This is a genomic window from Streptococcus sp. SG2 (assembly GCF_030439925.1).
In the GTDB taxonomy this organism is placed as follows: Bacteria; Bacillota; Bacilli; order Lactobacillales; family Streptococcaceae; genus Streptococcus; species Streptococcus gordonii.
This window is the reverse complement of sequence record NZ_JAQFJD010000002.1, coordinates 634,740-653,923: the sequence shown is the minus strand read 5'-3', so window position 1 is coordinate 653,923 and position 19,184 is coordinate 634,740. Positions and strand designations below refer to the sequence as shown.

The window sequence follows — 19,184 nt, the reverse complement described above, 5'->3', positions numbered from 1 at the left end:
GGTCACATATCTCTATGTCACCCTGCACTTGGTTCGTCTTGTTCAGTTTTCAAAGGTCTTTGCCTCCCTCGGAGACAACTATCTTAGTATATCATCTACTCGCTAAACTGTCAACTACTTTTTTGAACTTTTTTTAACTTTTTTAAAAAATTATTTTTTTAAGCCTTTGTTTAATATTATATAATCAAAAAGCTGGACAGTGGTCCAGCTTTTCTAAAACTCATTATTTTACCTCAAGTAAACCAAGATCTCCATCTTCTCGACGGTAGATGACATTTGTTGTGTTATCATCTACATCCGTATAAATGAAGAAATCATGTCCCAGCAACTCCATTTGAAGAAGTGCTTCTTCTAAATCCATCGGTTTCAAATCAATGTGTTTTGAACGAACAACTTTTGCAGGTGCTTCATCAACTTCTTCTACTACTGCATCTGTAAAGATTTGACTTGTTGAAACTTTAGTTCTATTTTTTCTTTCAATTTTAGTTTTATTTTTGCGAATTTGGCGTTCAATTTTATCAACTACTAGGTCAATTGAGCCATACATATCTTGTGAGATATCTTCAGCGCGAAGAGTTATTGAACCAAGCGGAATTGTCACCTCAACCTTAGCCGTTTTTTCACGGTAGACTTTAAGATTTACACGTGCATCAAGTTCTTGATCAGCTTGGAAGTATTTTTCAATCTTTTCCAGTTTAGAAACTACGTAATCACGGATTGCTTCTGTTACTTCAAGGTTTTCACCACGGATACTATATTTAATCATATAAGTACCTTCTTTCTAAACATAAAATTTTTCTTTTTATATATTAATTATAACGCTTTCATTATGTTTTTGCAAATTTTTTTCTTATCTCGCTAGTGAAAATGTCATGATTTCTTTCGCTCCGTTTTCAAATAATGTCATTTTTGCATCCTGTAAGGTTGCACCTGTTGTATAGATGTCATCTACAAGTAAAATTTTTTTCGGGATTTTCGTATTTTCAATCATGTAAAAGTTACCTGTGTTTTCTAATCTCTCTTTTCTGTCTTTACTTGACTGAGTCTGGCTTTCTTTTTTCTTTAATAGTTCTTGGTAAGGTATCTGTGCAGCTTCAAGCAATCCAGACACTTGATTGAAGCCTCTCGTTTTCATCTTACTTTCACTTAAAGGAAGGCTTAAAATTGTGTAACTTTGGTATTTTTTTAATTCTCTTCTTATACTTAAGGCAAACACATTTCTTAATAGGTAATCTCCTTGAAATTTGTAACGACTAAAATAGTCTTTCATAGCCTTATTATAAGTGTACAAACTTTTATGAGCCACTTCTAACCCTCTTTCCTGCCAGTACTGACAATCTTGACACAAATTTTTGTCCCCAGCTTTATAACAGCTTTGACAATGTTCTTTTGGAATTTCTTCGAAGGTATTTAAGCATTCTTGACAAACGTCATTTTCTTTTCTTTTTAATTGTAATAAATCTATAAAATTTAACTGCTCTTCTAATAGGGATAAGCAGAGTAGACATTGTCTCATAATCCGGCCTCTCTATTCATTGCTTTAATCTCATTGATTGCTTTTTCTATCTGTATATTAGTGCCATCATGGAAAAATAGCAAGTCACCTGTCGGTCGTTCCATACTTCTTCCTACTCGCCCGCCAATTTGTACTAAAGCACTCCTTGTAAAGAGACGATGGTTAGCTTCTAAAACAATTACATCTACACAGGGAAAAGTAACCCCTCTTTCTAAAATTGTAGTTGTTACTAATATACTTATCTTTTTATCTCGAAAATCTTGCACTATTTCTAATCTATTTTCCGTTGTAGAGGCTACAAAACCTACATTTTCTTCTGGAAAATATTTTTGTAAGACTTGCTTTATCTCCTGCCCTTTTTTAATTTCTGAAGCAAAAATTAAGAGTGGGAATTTTGTTTTTCTTTGTTTTCTCAGATACTTGACTAACTTGGCTGGTAGTTTTTCTCTTTGGAGGTCTTTATTTAGACCAGAAAGCCATACTTTTTGTGGGATAATCAAGGGATTTCCATGAAAGCGTCTTGGCAAACTTAATCTTTTCAAAATTCCTTTTTGGACTTTTTTATCAAGCTCATCAGTTGACGTAGCCGTTAGGAATATTGTAGTTCCTTCATTTTTTACTGCTTGCTCGACTGCATGATAAAGCACAGGATTATCTACATAAGGGAAGGCATCCACCTCGTCAACAATGAGTAGATCAAATGCTTGGTAAAATTTTAATAATTGATGAGTTGTTGCAATCACTAGGGGACTCCGTGAATAGGGGTCGGACTCCCCATGCAAAAGGGAAATATCACAGAAGAAATCTCCTTTTAAACGTCGGTACAGTTCCAAACAGACATCTATCCGAGGACTAGCTATACAGACAGCCCCTCCTTGATCTAACACCCGAGCAACCACTTGATAGATCATTTCCGTTTTTCCTGCTCCAGTTACAGCGTGGACTAAAGTATCCTGTTTACTTTGTACTCCTTCAAGTAATCCCTTAGAAACTCTTTCCTGATATTCTGTCAATTGGCCGAGCCATTTCAAACTCGATATTATAGGAAAAGATTCTTGAGAAAAATAATAAAGATCTTCGTCACTACGTACTCTCCCTAGAAGAATGCATTCTCTACAATAATATGCACCAATTGGTAATAAATTTCTTTCCTTATCAATTTGACTGTGGCAGCGAGAACAAAAGAGTTCTCCTTTTTTTTCAAAAACTGATGGTAGTCTTTGAGCTATCTTCAAAAGTTCAGTAGGTAACTGTTCTTTAGTAAAAATTCGACCGAGACAATCTTGCAATTCTAACATATCTTTTTATTCGTATTTTCTTGGAAAAATCCTTGTTTTTTTGTACAATGAAATCATGGAATTTAAAACAATTAAAGAAAATGGTCGAGTTGAAGAGGAAATCAAAAAATCTCGTTTTATCTGTCATGTAAAGCGGGTAGAAACCGAAGAAGAAGCTAGAGATTTTATAAACTCTATAAAAAAAGAACACTACAAAGCCACCCATAACTGTTCTGCCTTTATTTTGGGAGAAAAAAGCGAAATAAAGAGAACTAGTGATGATGGTGAACCAAGTGGTACTGCCGGTATCCCCATGCTGGGAGTTTTGGAAAGCCATCAGTTAACCAATCTTTGTGTTGTCGTAACTCGGTATTTCGGTGGGATTAAACTAGGTGCGGGCGGATTGATTCGAGCTTATGCAGGAAGCGTTGCTCTAGCAGTTAAAGAAATTGGACTGGTAGAAATTAAAGAGCAAGTGGGACTAAGGCTTCAGTTGTCCTATAGTCAGTACCAAGAGTATGGTAATTTTTTAAAATCTGAAAACCTAATGGAGTTTGATACCGAGTTTACGGATTCTGTAGCTACTACTATTTTTGTGAATAAAGAAGATCAAAATAGAATCGAGGAAGACCTGATCGAATTTTTCAATGGTAAAGTTCAGTTAAACAACCAAGGAATTCGACAAGTGGAAGTTCCTATTATTTCTTGATATAAAAAAAAGCTATGATAGCCATAGCTTTTTTATATTTTACAAATTCCAATTTTCATTTTATACTTTTCTTAATTCTATTTCATGAGGTGTAGTTATGTCTAAAATTTATAATAATATTACCGAACTAATCGGAAATACTCCCATTGTCAAACTAAATCATTTGGTTCCTGATGGTGCAGCTGATGTATACGTGAAGTTAGAAGCCTTTAATCCTGGATCTTCTGTCAAAGATCGTATCGCTCTTAGCATGATTGAGGCAGCAGAGCGTGATGGTCTTCTTAAACCTGGATCAACTATCGTCGAAGCAACCAGCGGAAACACTGGAATTGGTTTATCTTGGGTTGGAGCAGCTAAAGGCTATAAGGTTGTCATTGTCATGCCAGAAACGATGAGTGTTGAGCGTCGTAAAATCATCCAAGCTTACGGAGCTGAGTTAGTCTTGACTCCAGGAAGCGAAGGAATGAAGGGAGCTATTGCAAAAGCAGAGGAAATTGCTGAGGAAAGAAATGCATGGTTGCCACTTCAATTTAATAATCCTGCAAATCCTGAAGTACATGAAAGAACTACTGGCGTAGAAATTCTAGCAGCCTTTGGCGACACTGGATTGGATGCTTTTGTTGGTGGAGTTGGAACAGGAGGAACTATTTCAGGAGTCTCCCATACTCTTAAAAAAGCAAATCCTGCAATCGAGATTTATGCGGTTGAAGCAGACGAGTCTGCTGTTCTATCTGGTGAAAAACCTGGACCACATAAAATCCAAGGCCTTTCTGCCGGCTTTATCCCTGAAACCCTTGATACTGATGGCTATGATAAAATTGTGCGAGTTACTTCTGAACAGGCTTTAGACTTTGGCCGTCATATTGGTGGCAAAGAAGGTTTCCTTGTTGGTATTTCATCTGCAGCAGCAATTTATGCAGCAATTGAAGTTGCTAAAAAACTTGGACAAGGTAAAAAAGTCCTTGCTCTTGCTCCAGATAATGGTGAACGCTATTTGTCAACTGCTTTATATGAGTTTGACAAATAATTTTACAAACGATATGACAGATAAAAGAAAATCATCCTAACATTCAGGATGATTTTCTTTTTCGTCTTTTTGCTGAGATAAAAATTGAAGGGCTTCTTCAGTCCAAGTCGGAATACTCTTAGCAAGAGGTGCAAAGCCAAACTTATGACGGTCATTCGAAAAGCGATGACGCTTAGGTAGGCGATGTTTTTCTTCTTCCAAAGTTCTCATTGATAGGCTAGCCTTCTTAGTATATTCATCGAAATCAAGGACTTGCACTTGCACAGAATCCCCTATAGCTAGAAGATCATGAATATTTTCTATGTATCCTGTTTTAATCTCAGATATATGAATCAATCCGGTAATACCAGATTCAAGTTCAACAAAGGCACCATAAGGTTGGATTCCTGTAATGGTCCCCCTTAATTTATCGCCAATCTTCATTCGTCTTCAACCTCAATTGTCTCGATAACTACATCTTCCACTGGTCTATCCATCGCTCCAGTCTCTACTTGAGCAATCTTATCCAAAACTTGATAAGACTGTTCATCTAGTAACTGACCAAACACGGTATGACGTCGATCTAAGTGTGGTGTACCACCTTTAGTTGCATAGATCTCTGCGATAGGTTCCGGCCATCCCCCACGACTCAATTCTTTTGCCGAGTATGGTAGATTAGAATTTTGTACAATGAAGAACTGACTTCCATTGGTATTAGGTCCAGCATTGGCCATAGAGAGAGCACCACGAATATTATACAATTCTGGTGAAAACTCGTCTTCAAATCTTTTCCCATAAATCGATTCGCCACCCATTCCTGTTCCTGTGGGATCTCCCCCTTGAATCATGAAATCTTGAATAATACGATGGAAAATGACACCATCGTAATAGCCGTCTTTTGACAAAGCGATAAAGTTAGCTACCGTTTTAGGAGCTTGTTCTGGGAACAAGACCAATTTCATATCACCTAGATTTGTCTTGATTGTTGCAAAAGGACCTTTGTTTTTTTCCATTTCCACTTGTGGAAAGTTTAATTCTTTTTCTACCATACCTAATTTCTCCAAAGCATCAAAGATGCCATCTTCTTCTACTGTTTTTGTAATATAATCTGCTTTTTCAATAATTTTTGGATGCGAGTGCCCCATAGCAATACTCATGCCAGCATAGTCAAATAACTCTAGGTCATTCAACTCATCACCGAAAACCAAGAGATTTTCTGGTTTTAAACCAAGTTTTTCTATAACCTTTTGGACTCCTGTCGCCTTGGAACCAGCAATCGAAACGACATCTGAGGAATTCGGGTGCCAACGAACCAAACGTAAATCTCCTGATAAATCTGCGGGTAGCTGTAAACTATCTCCTTGATCCTCAAAAGTCCACATTTGATAAATCTTTTCTGACTGGTAAAAGTCAGGATCGACAGGTAAATCCTGGTAAACAACATCAATGGCTTGATTAATCATTGGACTGCGAGCCGAAAGAGCGGCTCCATGACTGCCAACAAGCCCGTATTCAATCCCAACTTCCTTAGTCCAAGCAATGTACTTCTCTACTATATTTTGGGGAATTGCTTGCTCACTAACGACTTGTCCTTTTTTATCTTCTACATAAGCACCGTTTAGGGTCACAAAAAAGTCAGGTTTTAGTTCACGAATCTCGGGCACCACACCAAAAATCCCACGACCTGAAGCGATCCCTACCAGGATACCTTTTTCTTTCAGAGTCTTAAATACTTGTTGGATACTCGCCGGCATATAACCTGTATCTTTCACCCTCAAAGTATCATCAATGTCAAAGAAAACAATTTTAATTTTCTTAGCCTTGTATTTTAATTTTGCGTCCATATATCCCTCTTTATTTGCGATGTTCCCATTATACCATAAATACGACCAGAGGACTGCTCTCAAAATCGGAAGACTTTTTCTTCCTTATCAGAAGTCTTCCTGAGGGACTAAGTGATGCTGAAAGGCATAAACAACCGCTTGAGTCCGGTCACTCACTTCCAATTTTGACAAGATATTAGAAACATGAGTTTTTACTGTTTTCAGAGAAATAAAAAGCTCATCTGCAATGCGTTGATTTTCATATCCCTTGGCTAGAAGCCCCAAAATATCTCGTTCTCGAGCGGTTAAATCATCATGTAATTCAATGTGATTGCGATGGTACTGAACTTTTTTACTGACTTCTGTTTCAATCGCAATTTCTCCTCTAGCTACTTTTCGGACAGCATGTAAGATCTCATCTGCACTAGATGTCTTCAGCATGTAACCTTTAGCTCCAGCATCCAGAACAGGATAAATCTTTTCATTATCCAAGTAGGAAGTCAAAATCAAAATTTTTGCCTCTGGCCAAGTTTCTAGAATAGCCATAGTAGCCTCGATACCATTCATCTCTGGCATAACAATATCCATGATGATGACATCTGGTCTCAGCTCCAAAGCCTGCTCAACTCCCTCACGGCCATTAGAACTTTCTGCCACCACTTCAACATCTGCTTGTAAGTCTAGGTAGCTTTTTAAGCCCAAACGAACCATTTCGTGATCATCTACTAATAAAATTTTCATACTAATTCTCATTTCTATCTAGTAAAGGTACTCGAATATCGATTGAAACCCCTTGTTTAGGAGCAGTCAAAATCTGAATTTCTCCTGCCATATCATGAACTCTCTCTTCAATATTTTTCAGACCATAACTTATTTCGTCTAGCTTTTCTCTGTGAAAACCAATACCATTATCAGCCATTTTCAGTTGAACTTCGTGTCTGCTCTGATATAAGTAGACGTCTAAACGACTAGCCTTGGCATGTCGAAGTGTATTGCTAATAATCTCTTGCGCAATTCGAAAGATATGTTCTTCAATCTGTCTAGGGATGGAATCAACTCTATGTTCAAAGTTGACTTCGATCTCACTCTTATCAACTAACTCTTTCAAGATCACTTCCAAACCTTCGACCAAACTTCGACCTTCTAATTCTGTAGGCCGAAGATGTAGTAGCAAGATTCGCAAATCTTTTTGGGCAGTATCCAAAATGGAAGACACTCCTTTTAATTGCTGCTCTACCGCTTCTTTTTCCAAAGTTCCCAGTTGACCTGAGACACCAGATAGAATCATATTCGCTGCAAAAAGCTCCTGACTAACCGTATCATGGAGATCTCTAGCGATACGGCGACGTTCTTTCTCAATAATCACCTCTTCATTTTGAAGAACTTGATTTTCAGATTTCTGCAGATTTTCTGTTAACAAAGCCATTTTAGCAGCAATTTTTTCAAATCCGTAATCAATATCTTCCTGATTACTTTTCTCAACTTCTTGGCTATCTAGAATATTTCGAATATTTCTTCTGATAGATGTTAGGGTTACAATCTGTACAAACTTCATAATCAGCAAGAGTAATATAGTCAAGGACAGAGCTAAAAAGAAAATGAAGAAGATAAATTTTTGTAGTGTTTCAAAATTTTCCAGAACTGTTTGCCATTGAAAAGCGAAAAGGCTGAAGACATATTGAACGATAACGGCCAAAACAAGAAAGGAATAAAAGAAGAGTATAAAATAATAAGATTTCCTCATTTGCGAACGACCTCAACATTTCCAATAAGACTGGCAATGACAATTTTAATGCTTTTATTGGCTCTGTCAAAATCTGGCGTAGTCAGAGAAATACTTTCATTTCTCAATTCTCGAACAGTCTGTCCTAAAAAGGAGAGTTCCCCATATAAGCTATTAACCTTTAAACTGACTGCCACATCAACTGGAACAATAATTTTTGTATCGCCAATCCCTTTTCGCAAGATAATGACATTATCATGATTGGTTAAAATTACCTCTTCCAGATGAATAGTATCTTTCCCTACCATTCGAAAAAGGTTAATATCGTCAAATCGGCAACTATCGTGGGAGGAAAAATGATGTATATCCCCAAGCCAACGATTTTTCTCTTTTTTTACAACTGTATCTTGCTCAAAAACTAGATGTGTCGCTTCATTTTCTCTGTATATATAGGGCGAAGCAACAATCAGACCATAAACAACAGCAAATAGAACTGCTGCAATGACAAATGGATTGAGCATAATAATAAGAAAAAAGAGAATGGAAGCTGTAACTAGGAAAAAGTTACCTCTTTGCCTGCCAAAATAATAATAGAGAAAGAGCAAAAACAAAATTGAGAGAAGGACAAGTCGAGAAAAATCGCCTGCAACAACCGTAATAAAAGCCATTGTCAGTAAAATTGCTTCAATTAACACAAAAAACTGAATCTTTCTCATCGTACTTATCCTTTCTACTTTTCTATTTCTATTGTATCAAATTTTACTATTTTTTCCTCAGACCTGAGCATGAATCCTAAATTTCCAGACCTCAGCTCAATCCTTATTTATTCCAGAAAATCTCAACTTTCAGAAGTAGGCCATAAGAAAAGCAACCAAGGAGGTTGCTTTTTTAATCACCATGTGTCGAACTTGATGCTGAAGTTTCATCCTCTGAAGAACTTGACGATGACGTATTCTTACTACTTGATGAGGAGTTAGAATTCGAACTTGAGCTAGAACTTGAACTTTGAGTAGTTGCTTCAGTTACATATAAGGTTACTTTTACCTTCTTAGGATTAACTGGTCCAGTTGCTGGAGATTGTGATGTCACCAAATCAGATTGACTCGACACAACTGAACGATCCACGACTCTTTCAATGTTACTAGATGGAATTCCTAGAGAAATCAGATAATTCCGAGCGTTTGCATAAGTATATTGAAGGCTACCAAAGTTTGGCATTTCAATCGTTGATACTGCTTTGGCTACTTTTAAAACAATCTTCGTATTTGAAGTGAGATCATAGGTAGCTCCCGCAGCTGGTGTCTGTTCAAAAATTGTTCCTTCTTCTGCATCGTTTGTTTCAACTTCTTCAACTTTAATATTGTTTTTTGGAACTTTTAGAACATCAGTGAGTCTCTCAACAGCTTGGGCAGTAGTTTGACCAGTATAGTCTTCCATGATCAGCGTTTTAGCTCCCTTAGAAACAACTAAATTAACCGTACTGCCTTCCTTTCTCTGAGTCCCTGCCACTGGATCTGTTCGAATAATCATTCCAGAAGCTACTTCATCACTATTCTCTTCTATTTCTTCGCCAACTTTTAAATTGACTTTTTCAATCGCTTCTCTAGCTTCAGCAACTGTCTTGCCAGTAACATCTGGAACCTGCTTATTAGATGGTGTTAGATAGAGCAAAGCTAGAAAAGCAGCAATGACAAGAAATACTGCAGCTAACAAAACTTTGTATCTCGCTCTCAAATGACGCTTTTTCTTAGGTTTTGTTGGCGGTGCAACTTGAGGGACTTTCTGTTCAACATCTGTAGCTGGATCATTATTTACTCTAGAAGCTACAGGAGGTGTGACTTGTGGAATCTTCGGAAGTGTTTTAGTATCCGCTTTTACCGCGTCATCAAACATCAGTTTCTTTTCATTCCGTCGTTCAGGTGACAGGCAGCTAGACAGATCTACATACATATCCGAAACACTTTGATACCGGTCTGTCAGCTTTTTAGCAGTAGCCTTAATAATAACATTTTCCAAAGACTGCGGAACATTGGCGTTTTCAGCAATAATGGACGGCAATGGTTTTTGGAAATGTTGTAGAGCGATCGTCACTGCACTATCCCCATCATAAGGAATATGACCAGTCAGCATCTCATAAAAGATGATCCCCATCGCATAAATATCGCTTTGGAAAGTTGCTTTCGAACCACGCGCCTGCTCAGGAGACAAATAATGGACACTACCAAGCATGGAATTTGTTTGGGTCAAACTTGTTTCTGCAAAGGCAACCGCAATCCCAAAGTCCGTTACCTTAGCATTTCCATCTGGAGTCAGGAGAACGTTTTGCGGTTTCAAATCTCGGTGAACAATCCCACGAGCATGTGCCAAGCGCATAGCTAAAAGAATTTGTCCCATAATTCGAACGGCTTCCTCGTTCGACAAAGGAGCGTGCTCTTTAATGTATCGTTTGAGATCCAAGCCAGCTACATATTCCATAGCCAAATATTGCTGGCCGTCTTCTTCACCAATATCGGTGACACGAACGATATGTGGATGGTCCAAATCCGCCATGGCACGCGCTTCTCGTTGGAAACGTGCAACAGCGATAGGATCCGTCTGGTAATTGGTTCTAAGAACCTTAACCGCCACTTCTTCACCATCTAAAATCAAATCCTTGGCAAGATAGACATCTGCCATCCCACCTCGGCCAATTTGTTTGATGATTTTATATCGCCCGGCAAAAATTTTGCCGATTTGAATCATGCTTCTTCCTCCTTGTCAAAGTACACAAGAGCTACTGTAATATTGTCCAGACCTCCTGCATTATTGGCAAAGCGAATTAAAGTTTGAGCTTTTTCTGGCAAAGTAAGACCACTTTTTAGAATATCATAGATTTCACTTCCGGCTACCATATTTGATAAACCATCACTGTTAATCACGATATAGTCGCCCTCTTCTAAAGTGATTATTCCAAAATCAGGCTGAATTTCATCTTTTTGTCCGATTGATTGGGTAATGATATTTCGTTGGGGATGACGTTCAGCTTCTTCAGCTGTAATCTGACCAGCTTTCAAAAGAGCATTGACTAAAGAATGGTCACTTGTTAGTTGTTTGTACTCTTCTCCACGGACCAAGCCGATACGGGAATCCCCTATGTGAGCATAAATTGCTTGATTGCCAATAATCGCAATGGCCTCAAGTGTCGTTCCCATTCCCTTGTACTCGTCTGATTGTCCAACTTCATGAATCTTTTTATTTTCTGCTTCTAAGTGCTCAGCAAACCAATCTCTCACACCATTGACAGAATCAATCTGCGTATCGACCCAAGCAGCACCCAAGTCTGTCACGGCCATTTCACTTGCAATATTTCCAGCACGGTGACCGCCCATACCGTCTGCTAGGACAATCAAAGGCATCCCAGAACGATTTACAAAATGATTTACAAAGTCTTGATTGTTTGTACGTTTTTTACCAACATCTGTTAATAATGCTATTTCCATTCTGTTAGTATCCTCCTCTTTCAAGATATTCTCCTAAACTGACTGATAAAAAAGCCATCGCTTCCATATAATTCGGGAGTAATTATAATACACCCATCTTTTAGAATATCTTTTCTTTCATGTTTTAAGTTTACCTGCTCAAAGTTAGGATGTTTCTCTAAAAATTTAGAAACTACTTGACTATTTTCTTGTGAAAAAATAGTGCAGGTACTATAAGTTATTATACCACCTTTTCTCAAACTTTTACAAACACTATCTAGTATCTCTAGCTGAATTTTTTGTAAAGAGAGAAAATCTGCATTTTCTTTGTTATATTTGATATCCGGTTTTCGCCGTAAGAGACCAATTCCAGAACATGGTGCATCTACTAAAATCTTATCGAAGGCATCCTTACCGAATTTCTGATAGACTTCTCTAGCATCAAGCTTTTTCGTTTGAACTTTGTCAGTGAGGCCCAACCGAGTAGCTGCTTCTTCGATCAATTGAAGCTTATGATCATACAAGTCTAGGGCTATGATTTCCCCAGTATTCAAATATGAAGCCATATGAAGAGTCTTTCCACCAGGCGCACTGCAAGCATCTAAGATTCTTTCATCTCCTTCAATACCTAAAGTTGGTGCCACCAACTGACTAGATTCATCCTGAATCGTAATTAGGCCAGACATAAACAATTCATGACCAGCAAAGTGGCCTTGATTTTTAACCAAAGCAGACGGAGCTAAGAGAGAATCTTCTGCCTGTAAAAGTCCTTTTAGTTCTTCTTTACGAGCCAAGTCTGTCACACGAATACTGGCTTTATTCCGCTCAAAAAGACTTGCTAAAATGGCCAGGGCACGTTCTTCGCCATACTCTTCTATCAAAGCCTTAACTAGCCATACTGGCGTCGAATATTGGATAGAATAGCGCTTGTTCTTCCGTTTAATCGTTCCAACATCAGCTACACCTTCACGCTCTATCCGACGCAAAATAGCATTAACAAACTTATCGCTTCCTAGCTTTCGTTTTTTAGCTAGTTCAACAGCTTCATGAATAAGAGCGTGATTTGGAATCTTATCCAAATACAGCATTTGATAAAGACTCAAGAGTAAGAGAATATAGAGCCAAGAGTCTAGTTTATCCCGGTCTTCAATTAGATGAGACAGATACCACTCAAGGGTCAACTTACGAGCAACCGTTCCATAGACAATTTCAGTTACCAGGCTCTTATCTGACTGGGAAAGCTGAACCTTCTTGAGAGTCTTATTAAGAGCAATATTGGAAAAAGCTCCTTTATCAAACACGTCTTCTAATATCTCTAAGGATACCTGACGCGCACTTTTTTTTCTAGTTTCCAAACTTATCTCCTACCGCTAAGTTTCGACCAGCACCATTCAAAAAATCTGAGATAGTCATTTTGGGTTTTCCAGCTGGCTGAACTGTCTTAAGGGAGAGTGCCCCTTCTCCAGTTGCAACAAGTAGCTGCCTTTTCCCAATCTCTAAAATCTCTCCTGGCTGACCATCTCCATCTGCTAATTCTGCTTCATAAATTTTAAATCTTCCGCCCTGCCATAGAGTATGAGCTACAGGCCAAGGATTCATCCCGCGTATCTGATTAAAGAGTTGACGGTTGGTCTTGGTCCAATCCAGTCTTTCTTCTTCTGGCCTGATATTTGGTGAGAACGTAACCTGACTTGGATCTTGAGCTTCAGGCTGAATGTCGCCAGCAAGATAAGCCGGTAATGTGTCCAAAAGCAAATCTCGACCAACAATGGCTAATTTCTCAAACAAAGTGCCAACATTATCCTCATCAGTGATTGGAATACTTCGGCGGGAAATCATATCTCCTGCATCCATCTCCTTAACCATCTCCATAATAGTCACACCAGCTTCCTCATCACCTTGAATCAAGGCATAATGAATTGGGGCGCCACCACGATGTTTGGGAAGGAGGGAAGCGTGAACGTTGACTGCAAAGTCCATGCTATCAAGGAGTTTACTTGGAAGGAACTGTCCAAATGCTGCAGTTACAATTCCGTCTGCCCCTAGATTCATAATAGCTTCCATTTCCGGACTTCCTGATAATTTTTCTGGCTGATAGATTGGCAACTCGTAAGATAAAGCCACTTCTTTCACTGGCGTCATTCTAATTTCTTTTTTTCGACCTACTGCTCGATCTGGCTGGGTTACCACAGCCAAAATTTCATATTGGCCACTTTCCAACAATCCCTTTAAAACTGTAGCAGAAAAGTCAGGCGTACCCATAAATATTAGTTTTGTCATACTTATTTCCTTTTACATAAAGTTTTGTGGTTCGTTATCAATGCTGAAACGCAAGTCCTTGTTGTCCCGTTCCTGCGTCCATTCCAAAATCTTATTTAAAGTTTCTTGCAAATTATCTTCAAAACGATATTTTACTAAAATCTGATAATGAAAAAGATTATGTGTACGGGCAATTGGCTTGGGTGTAGGCCCCAGTATTTTAACCTGGTCAGACAGACCCTGCTTCAAAATATCCAAAACTTGATAGGATTTTTTTACTAAAATTTCTTCATCTTTGTGAGATAAGGTCAAACCAACTGTAAAATAATAAGGCGGATAGCCAAGTTGCCTGCGAATATTCATTTCATAGTTAAAAAAGCCTTCATAATCTTGCTTTTTAGCATACTCAATAGCATAGTGGTGGGGGTTGTAGGACTGAATCAAAACTTGGCCTTCCTTTTCAGCGCGGCCTGCTCGACCAGCTACTTGAGTCAAAAGCTGGAAAGTCCGCTCAGAAGAACGAAAATCTGGTAAATTCAGGGCCGTATCAGCATTCAGCACACCGACCAAGGTTACATTTGGAAAATCCAAGCCCTTAGCAATCATCTGGGTTCCCAGTAAGATATCCGCTTCACCTCGCCCAAAAGCTTCTAAAATCTTTTCATGACTACCTTTTTTTCGAGTCGTATCCACATCCATTCTCAAAACCCGCGCATCTGGAAAGGCTTTTTTTAGCTCATCATAAGCTTTCTGCGTCCCAGTTCCATAATAGCGCATACTCCTGCTGGAACAGTTTGGACAGGCATAGGGAATATCTTTGATAAAACCGCAATAATGGCAGTTCATGGTCTTGGTATCCATATGGAGCGTTAAAGAGATATCACAGTTTGGACAAGTGTCTACTGTCCCGCATTCTCGGCACATAATAAAACTTGAATAACCCCTGCGGTTCAACATGAGAACAACTTGCTCCCTTTTATCCAAGCGCTCTTGAATAGCCTCTAAAAGTGGAGGGGTAAAGTTTTTGGCTTCATTTTGACCAATAAAATCCCTAAAATCAATGACTTCAACTTGAGGAACCTTGGCTAGAGGATTGGCTCGCTTAGTCAGCCTTAAAAACTGATACCGCCCCTTTACTGCCCTAGCTCTGCTTTCCAGACTTGGTGTTGCTGACCCCAGAACTAAAACCGCCCGATTATACTGAGCTCGGAGAATCGCAACTTCTCGAGCATGATAACGCGGATTAGAATCCTGCTTGTATGAAGCTTCATGCTCCTCATCAATAATAATTGCACCAATATTTTTGAGAGGGGCAAAGACAGCTGAGCGCGCGCCAACCACAACCTGGGCTTCCCCTCTTTCTACCTTACGCCATTCGTCATATTTTTCACCATTAGACAAACCAGAATGAAGGATTGCCACCTGCTGACCAAAGCGGGCAATAAAACGATCTGTCACCTGCGGGGTCAGAGAGATTTCAGGGACCAACATGATAGCTGTTTTCCCTTTTTGTAAAACTTGCTCAATTACTTGAAGATAGACCTCTGTCTTGCCACTTCCCGTAATCCCTTCTAACAAGATCGGTTTCGCATCTTGGCCAATCTTCTCAGTTATAGCAGCGACAGCGCGCTCTTGCTCGTTATTGAGCTGTAATTCTTGGTCCTTTCTCTCTTTCTCAAAATAGCTGGCTGTTCGACTGACTTCTTTTTCCTCAACAACAATTGCATTTTGGTTTATAAAATATTGAACCAATTCTCTAGAAAATTTTTCCCGCAAATCTGCCAGCAACTGTACTTCGTTTTGCTTCAGTAAATACTCTTTTAAATCCTGCTTTCTTTTGGCACGATTGGATATAGGCATTTCTACTAAGGAATTATGATCTACCTTATACCATTTCTCTGTTTTGATTCGTTTTTGATCTGTTGCCTGATACTCCATACGAATCCGTCCTAATTGGCTCAAGCGCATAAAGGTTGCTTGCCGTTCCTTATCTAAATCAGAAAAACGAAGACTAGTCTGTTCACCAAAAATTTCTTGTCTCTCCTCTAAAGGCATAGCTTCCGTCGGATAGAGAATCTTGTCATAAGAAGAGTTAAGAAAATTAGGTAGCATGGCTTTTAAAATGGAAATTTTGTAAGAGAAGACTGTTTTACGTAACTCATCTGCCAGCCAGAGTTGCTCTTCGTTTAAAACCGGACTAAAATCAAGAACTTCAACAAGTTCTTTTAATCTCAATCCCTCTTCCTCTTCAATAGCAAGAACAATCCCTTGAATCAAACGATTGGCCTTTCCAAAAGGAACGTGAACCCTCATCCCGACTTGCAAGGTTTGAGAAAACTCTTGAGGAACTGCGTAACTGAAAGGTTTGTCAGTCTGCATCAAGGGCACATCTACGATAACTTTAGCAACTAGCATTTCCTCACCTTCCTTTCTCACTTCTATGCATTTGCTAATTATTTGCGCAAAAATATACGTCTCTCTATTATACCGAAAAAATAGCTGGAATAGAAAAAAGAAGATTGAGTTCCCCCAATCTTAAATCTTTTCGCCTTCTTCTTTTTCTTTAGCGATTTGTTCTTTAATTTTACGCTCTTCTTCTTCCTTACGCAAGCGCTCTTCTTCTGCACGGCGACGAACAGCTTCACGTTTTCCTTCTGGATCTGGGTGAATCGTTACATTTCCAGACTCAATTTCTTCTAGAGCTCGAAGAGTTGATTTGACAGATTTAAAGTCCTGAGTCGGTGTAGCGCCAGCCTCAAGCTCGTGTGCACGCTTTGCTTCCAAAATTACTAATGAATATTTTGATGGTACCTTGTCCAACAAAGTATCAATAGACGGTTTTAACATCATAATTCTTTACCTAATTTCTAATCTTTATCTTACTGTTGCAGAATTTTTCACCATATCTTGATAGTGGCCTATCACGCGATCCACACGGAAATGCTCCGCCTCAATCACTCGCTTAACTCGTTCGGCCGCTAGACTGACCTCATCATTGACAATAGCATAGTCATACTCACGCATGAGGGCAATTTCTTCCTTGGCTTTCTCAATGCGCTTAGCAATGACGTCTGCGCTGTCTGTGCCACGACCAACCAAACGGTCTTGTAATTCTTCCAAATCTGGAGGTGTCAAAAAAATAAAGACAGCGTCTGGAACTTTTTTCTTGACCTGCAAGGCACCTTGCACCTCAATTTCAAGGAAGACATCGATTCCCTTATCCAAGGTCTCGTTGACATAAGTTAGTGGCGTCCCGTAGTAGTTACCGACATACTCAGCATACTCCAACATCTGACCCTGACGGATTAACTCTTCAAACTCTTCACGAGTTCTAAAGAAATAATCCACACCGTCCACTTCTCCTGGACGTTGCGGACGTGTCGTCATAGATACAGAATATTGAAATTGATTTTCTGAGCTTTCAAAAATTTCACGTCTAACCGTTCCTTTTCCTACACCAGATGGTCCAGAAAAAACGATTAACAAGCCACGTTCCGTCATTTGGTCTCCTTCACAGTCTTTTACCTAGTGTAACAAAAAAAAGCAGATATTTCAACTGCTTTTTATGATGATTATAAGCTACTGAAAGAAAAAAACAGCTCGAAAGCTGTTTCTCTACTTAGCATAATCAACGGCACGCAATTCACGAATAACTGTGACCTTGATATTTCCTGGATACTCCAGATTGTTTTCAATCTTCTCACGAACATCATGTGCCAAAATCGTCACCTTATCATCCTTGATTTTTTCAGGATGAACCATGATGCGGATTTCACGACCCGCCTGCAAAGCAAAGCTTGTCTTAACACCATCGAATTCATTCGCAATTTCTTCTAAGTCATGCAAGCGTTTAATATAGCTCTCTAGTGACTCGCTACGAGCACCCGGACGAGCAGCGCTGAGCGCATCCGCTGCAGCAACAATGACTGCAATCACGCTTTCAGCTTCTACATCTCCATGGTGGCTAGCAATGGTGTTGACCACAACTGGATGTTCCTTGTACTTACGAGCGAGCTCGGTACCAATTTCAACGTGACTTCCTTCCACTTCTCGGTCAATTGCTTTTCCGATATCGTGAAGGAAACCAGCCCGGCGTGCCAGAGTTGCATTTTCACCAAGTTCACCAGCAATGACTCCTGCTAACTTCGCCACTTCAATTGAATGACGAAGGACATTTTGTCCATAAGACGTGCGGAATTGCAATCGTCCCATGATCTTCATCAAATCAGGGTGAAGGTTTGGAGCTCCAATTTCATAGGCTGCTGCTTCCCCATATTCACGAATACGATTATCAATTTCCAAACGGTTCTTCTCGACTAACTCTTCAATACGAGCTGGATGAATCCGTCCATCTTTAAGGAGGGCTTCCATCGTCATGCGAGCAATTTCACGGCGAACAGGATCAAATCCAGATAGGGTTACAACGTCTGGAGTGTCATCGATAATAACATCAATTCCTGTAAGACTTTCAAAAGTGCGGATATTGCGTCCTTCACGACCGATAATCCGTCCCTTCATCGTATCATCAGGCAAGTGGACCGTTGAGTTGGTCTGCTCAGCCACATAATCACCAGCAATCCGCTGCATGGCTTGAACCAAGATATCTTTAGCCATCTTGTCAGAGCGTTCTTTAACCTCTTGTTCAGCCTCACGAATACGCATCGCAATTTCTTTGGTTAGCTTTTCCTCTGTTTGAGCAAGAATCAGATCACGTGCTTCGTTCTGCGATAGTGAAGCAACTCTTTCTAGTTCAGCTTCTTTTTGTTTTTCAAGCTCAGCTAGTTGTTCTTCCCGCTCATCAATGTATTTAGTTTTATCTGAAAGACTTTGTTCTTTCTGCTCGAGCAACTTCTCTTTGTTGGTCAAGTTATCATCTTTTCGATCAAGGCTAGCTGCACGTTCTGTCAAACGACTTTCTGTTTGTTTCAGCTCTTGACGCTCAGACTTAAACTCTGCCTCAACTTCTTCTCGATATTTTCTGGCTTCTTCTTTTGCCTCCAAAAGTGCTTCTTTTTTAAGCGAATTAGTCTCGCGTTTTGCATCTTTCAAAATGATATCTGCTTCACGCTCGGCCTGACCGCGTAAATTCGTTGCTTCTTGTTCAGCATTCAAAAGAGTAAGTTCCGCGGCTTCTTTTGAAGATTTCATTCGAGCCGAGATGCTTACATATCCAATGACTAAACCAATGATGACGGCAAAAACAAGAGCGAAAATCATTTCCATGTTTTTACCTCATTAATTTATTTTAAATTGAATTCGAAAATTCTTAATTATTTTATCATAAATTTGATAAATTAACAAACTGATTTTGGTAAAAAAGAGAGCGATTTCTTATATTATTTTATTAAGTTTTTGGCAAAGCCTTGTGACACCTTTATTCTTGTCAAAAATTATTTTTTTGCAAAAATATTTG

The 19,184-nt window shown here is 39.1% G+C and carries 18 protein-coding genes; 2 read left to right on the top strand and 16 right to left on the bottom strand.

From position 1 onward, the window contains the following. Window positions 1-223: 223 nt before the first annotated feature. The 3 genes from raiA to PCY09_RS06935 form a co-directional block, all read right to left on the bottom strand. A complete protein-coding gene (gene raiA / locus PCY09_RS06945; RefSeq protein WP_012000104.1) occupies window positions 224-766 on the bottom strand; it encodes a ribosome-associated translation inhibitor RaiA in 543 nt (180 codons plus the stop codon). Between the two features lie 84 nt (window positions 767-850). Beyond that, complete coding sequence (locus tag PCY09_RS06940) at window positions 851-1,516, bottom strand: ComF family protein (RefSeq protein ID WP_061599615.1); 666 nt, start codon at window positions 1,514-1,516, stop codon at window positions 851-853. Further along, window positions 1,513-2,814: a DEAD/DEAH box helicase gene (locus PCY09_RS06935; protein WP_125396930.1), complete on the bottom strand. Its 1,302-nt coding sequence runs from the start codon at window positions 2,812-2,814 to the stop codon at window positions 1,513-1,515. The genes PCY09_RS06940 and PCY09_RS06935 overlap by 4 nt, the downstream gene beginning before the upstream one ends. A gap of 55 nt (window positions 2,815-2,869) precedes the next feature. Between PCY09_RS06935 and PCY09_RS06930 the strand changes: the two genes are divergently transcribed. Further along, on the top strand, window positions 2,870-3,502 hold the full coding sequence (locus PCY09_RS06930; RefSeq protein ID WP_125396929.1) for a YigZ family protein: 633 nt from the start codon (window positions 2,870-2,872) through the stop codon (window positions 3,500-3,502). Window positions 3,503-3,599: 97 nt separating this feature from the next. After that, window positions 3,600-4,529, top strand: a complete 930-nt coding sequence (cysK, locus tag PCY09_RS06925) for a cysteine synthase A (RefSeq protein ID WP_008808600.1) — start codon at window positions 3,600-3,602, stop codon at window positions 4,527-4,529. A gap of 36 nt (window positions 4,530-4,565) precedes the next feature. Here the strand turns inward: cysK and PCY09_RS06920 are convergent, their stop codons facing one another. The 13 genes from PCY09_RS06920 to PCY09_RS06860 all read right to left on the bottom strand — a co-directional run bounded on the left by PCY09_RS06920 (window position 4,566) and on the right by PCY09_RS06860 (window position 18,994). Further along, entirely contained in the window at window positions 4,566-4,952 is a 387-nt protein-coding gene (locus PCY09_RS06920; RefSeq protein WP_060552930.1) for a S1 RNA-binding domain-containing protein, read from the bottom strand. Next, window positions 4,949-6,352 carry a bifunctional Cof-type HAD-IIB family hydrolase/peptidylprolyl isomerase gene (locus tag PCY09_RS06915; protein WP_125396927.1) on the bottom strand — a complete coding sequence of 468 codons (1,404 nt, stop codon included), beginning with the start codon at window positions 6,350-6,352 and terminating at the stop codon, window positions 4,949-4,951. Before PCY09_RS06915 ends, PCY09_RS06920 begins: the two co-directional genes overlap by 4 nt. Before the next feature lie 87 nt (window positions 6,353-6,439). After that, entirely contained in the window at window positions 6,440-7,072 is a 633-nt protein-coding gene (locus PCY09_RS06910; protein ID WP_082307132.1) for a response regulator transcription factor, read from the bottom strand. A 1-nt stretch (window position 7,073) separates the two neighbouring features. Next, window positions 7,074-8,075, bottom strand: a complete 1,002-nt coding sequence (locus PCY09_RS06905; protein ID WP_125376986.1) for a sensor histidine kinase — start codon at window positions 8,073-8,075, stop codon at window positions 7,074-7,076. Continuing rightward, window positions 8,072-8,770 carry a cell wall-active antibiotics response protein LiaF gene (gene liaF / locus PCY09_RS06900; RefSeq protein WP_125376985.1) on the bottom strand — a complete coding sequence of 233 codons (699 nt, stop codon included), beginning with the start codon at window positions 8,768-8,770 and terminating at the stop codon, window positions 8,072-8,074. Before liaF ends, PCY09_RS06905 begins: the two co-directional genes overlap by 4 nt. 172 nt (window positions 8,771-8,942) lie before the next feature. Beyond that, window positions 8,943-10,796 (bottom strand): Stk1 family PASTA domain-containing Ser/Thr kinase, encoded by a 1,854-nt coding sequence (pknB, locus tag PCY09_RS06895; RefSeq protein ID WP_125376984.1) that lies wholly within the window; start codon window positions 10,794-10,796, stop codon window positions 8,943-8,945. Beyond that, complete coding sequence (locus PCY09_RS06890; protein WP_060553304.1) at window positions 10,793-11,533, bottom strand: Stp1/IreP family PP2C-type Ser/Thr phosphatase; 741 nt, start codon at window positions 11,531-11,533, stop codon at window positions 10,793-10,795. Before PCY09_RS06890 ends, pknB begins: the two co-directional genes overlap by 4 nt. A gap of 20 nt (window positions 11,534-11,553) precedes the next feature. Further along, complete coding sequence (gene rsmB, locus PCY09_RS06885; protein WP_125396926.1) at window positions 11,554-12,867, bottom strand: 16S rRNA (cytosine(967)-C(5))-methyltransferase RsmB; 1,314 nt, start codon at window positions 12,865-12,867, stop codon at window positions 11,554-11,556. Beyond that, a complete protein-coding gene (fmt, locus tag PCY09_RS06880; RefSeq protein ID WP_125396925.1) occupies window positions 12,857-13,792 on the bottom strand; it encodes a methionyl-tRNA formyltransferase in 936 nt (311 codons plus the stop codon). Before fmt ends, rsmB begins: the two co-directional genes overlap by 11 nt. 12 nt (window positions 13,793-13,804) lie before the next feature. Further along, window positions 13,805-16,186: a primosomal protein N' gene (locus tag PCY09_RS06875; protein ID WP_125396924.1), complete on the bottom strand. Its 2,382-nt coding sequence runs from the start codon at window positions 16,184-16,186 to the stop codon at window positions 13,805-13,807. A gap of 120 nt (window positions 16,187-16,306) precedes the next feature. Further along, a complete protein-coding gene (rpoZ, locus tag PCY09_RS06870; protein ID WP_008808589.1) occupies window positions 16,307-16,621 on the bottom strand; it encodes a DNA-directed RNA polymerase subunit omega in 315 nt (104 codons plus the stop codon). A 24-nt stretch (window positions 16,622-16,645) separates the two neighbouring features. Continuing rightward, a complete protein-coding gene (gene gmk, locus PCY09_RS06865; protein WP_045505966.1) occupies window positions 16,646-17,272 on the bottom strand; it encodes a guanylate kinase in 627 nt (208 codons plus the stop codon). 114 nt (window positions 17,273-17,386) lie between these two features. Further along, complete coding sequence (locus tag PCY09_RS06860) at window positions 17,387-18,994, bottom strand: ribonuclease Y (RefSeq protein ID WP_045772969.1); 1,608 nt, start codon at window positions 18,992-18,994, stop codon at window positions 17,387-17,389. Window positions 18,995-19,184 lie beyond the last annotated feature (190 nt).

Excerpts from the sequence above, each read along its gene's own strand:
- raiA (WP_012000104.1), bottom strand. The coding sequence starts at position 766 with ATGATTAAATATAGTATCCGTGGTGAAAACCTTGAAGTAACAGAAGCA.
- PCY09_RS06940 (WP_061599615.1), bottom strand. The coding sequence starts at position 1,516 with ATGAGACAATGTCTACTCTGCTTATCCCTATTAGAAGAGCAGTTAAAT.
- PCY09_RS06935 (WP_125396930.1), bottom strand. The coding sequence starts at position 2,814 with ATGTTAGAATTGCAAGATTGTCTCGGTCGAATTTTTACTAAAGAACAG.
- PCY09_RS06930 (WP_125396929.1), top strand. The coding sequence starts at position 2,870 with ATGGAATTTAAAACAATTAAAGAAAATGGTCGAGTTGAAGAGGAAATC.
- cysK (WP_008808600.1), top strand. The coding sequence starts at position 3,600 with ATGTCTAAAATTTATAATAATATTACCGAACTAATCGGAAATACTCCC.
- PCY09_RS06920 (WP_060552930.1), bottom strand. The coding sequence starts at position 4,952 with ATGAAGATTGGCGATAAATTAAGGGGGACCATTACAGGAATCCAACCT.
- PCY09_RS06915 (WP_125396927.1), bottom strand. The coding sequence starts at position 6,352 with ATGGACGCAAAATTAAAATACAAGGCTAAGAAAATTAAAATTGTTTTC.
- PCY09_RS06910 (WP_082307132.1), bottom strand. The coding sequence starts at position 7,072 with ATGAAAATTTTATTAGTAGATGATCACGAAATGGTTCGTTTGGGCTTA.
- PCY09_RS06905 (WP_125376986.1), bottom strand. The coding sequence starts at position 8,075 with ATGAGGAAATCTTATTATTTTATACTCTTCTTTTATTCCTTTCTTGTT.
- liaF (WP_125376985.1), bottom strand. The coding sequence starts at position 8,770 with ATGAGAAAGATTCAGTTTTTTGTGTTAATTGAAGCAATTTTACTGACA.
- pknB (WP_125376984.1), bottom strand. The coding sequence starts at position 10,796 with ATGATTCAAATCGGCAAAATTTTTGCCGGGCGATATAAAATCATCAAA.
- PCY09_RS06890 (WP_060553304.1), bottom strand. The coding sequence starts at position 11,533 with ATGGAAATAGCATTATTAACAGATGTTGGTAAAAAACGTACAAACAAT.
- fmt (WP_125396925.1), bottom strand. The coding sequence starts at position 13,792 with ATGACAAAACTAATATTTATGGGTACGCCTGACTTTTCTGCTACAGTT.
- PCY09_RS06875 (WP_125396924.1), bottom strand. The coding sequence starts at position 16,186 with ATGCTAGTTGCTAAAGTTATCGTAGATGTGCCCTTGATGCAGACTGAC.
- rpoZ (WP_008808589.1), bottom strand. The coding sequence starts at position 16,621 with ATGATGTTAAAACCGTCTATTGATACTTTGTTGGACAAGGTACCATCA.
- gmk (WP_045505966.1), bottom strand. The coding sequence starts at position 17,272 with ATGACGGAACGTGGCTTGTTAATCGTTTTTTCTGGACCATCTGGTGTA.
- PCY09_RS06860 (WP_045772969.1), bottom strand. The coding sequence starts at position 18,994 with ATGGAAATGATTTTCGCTCTTGTTTTTGCCGTCATCATTGGTTTAGTC.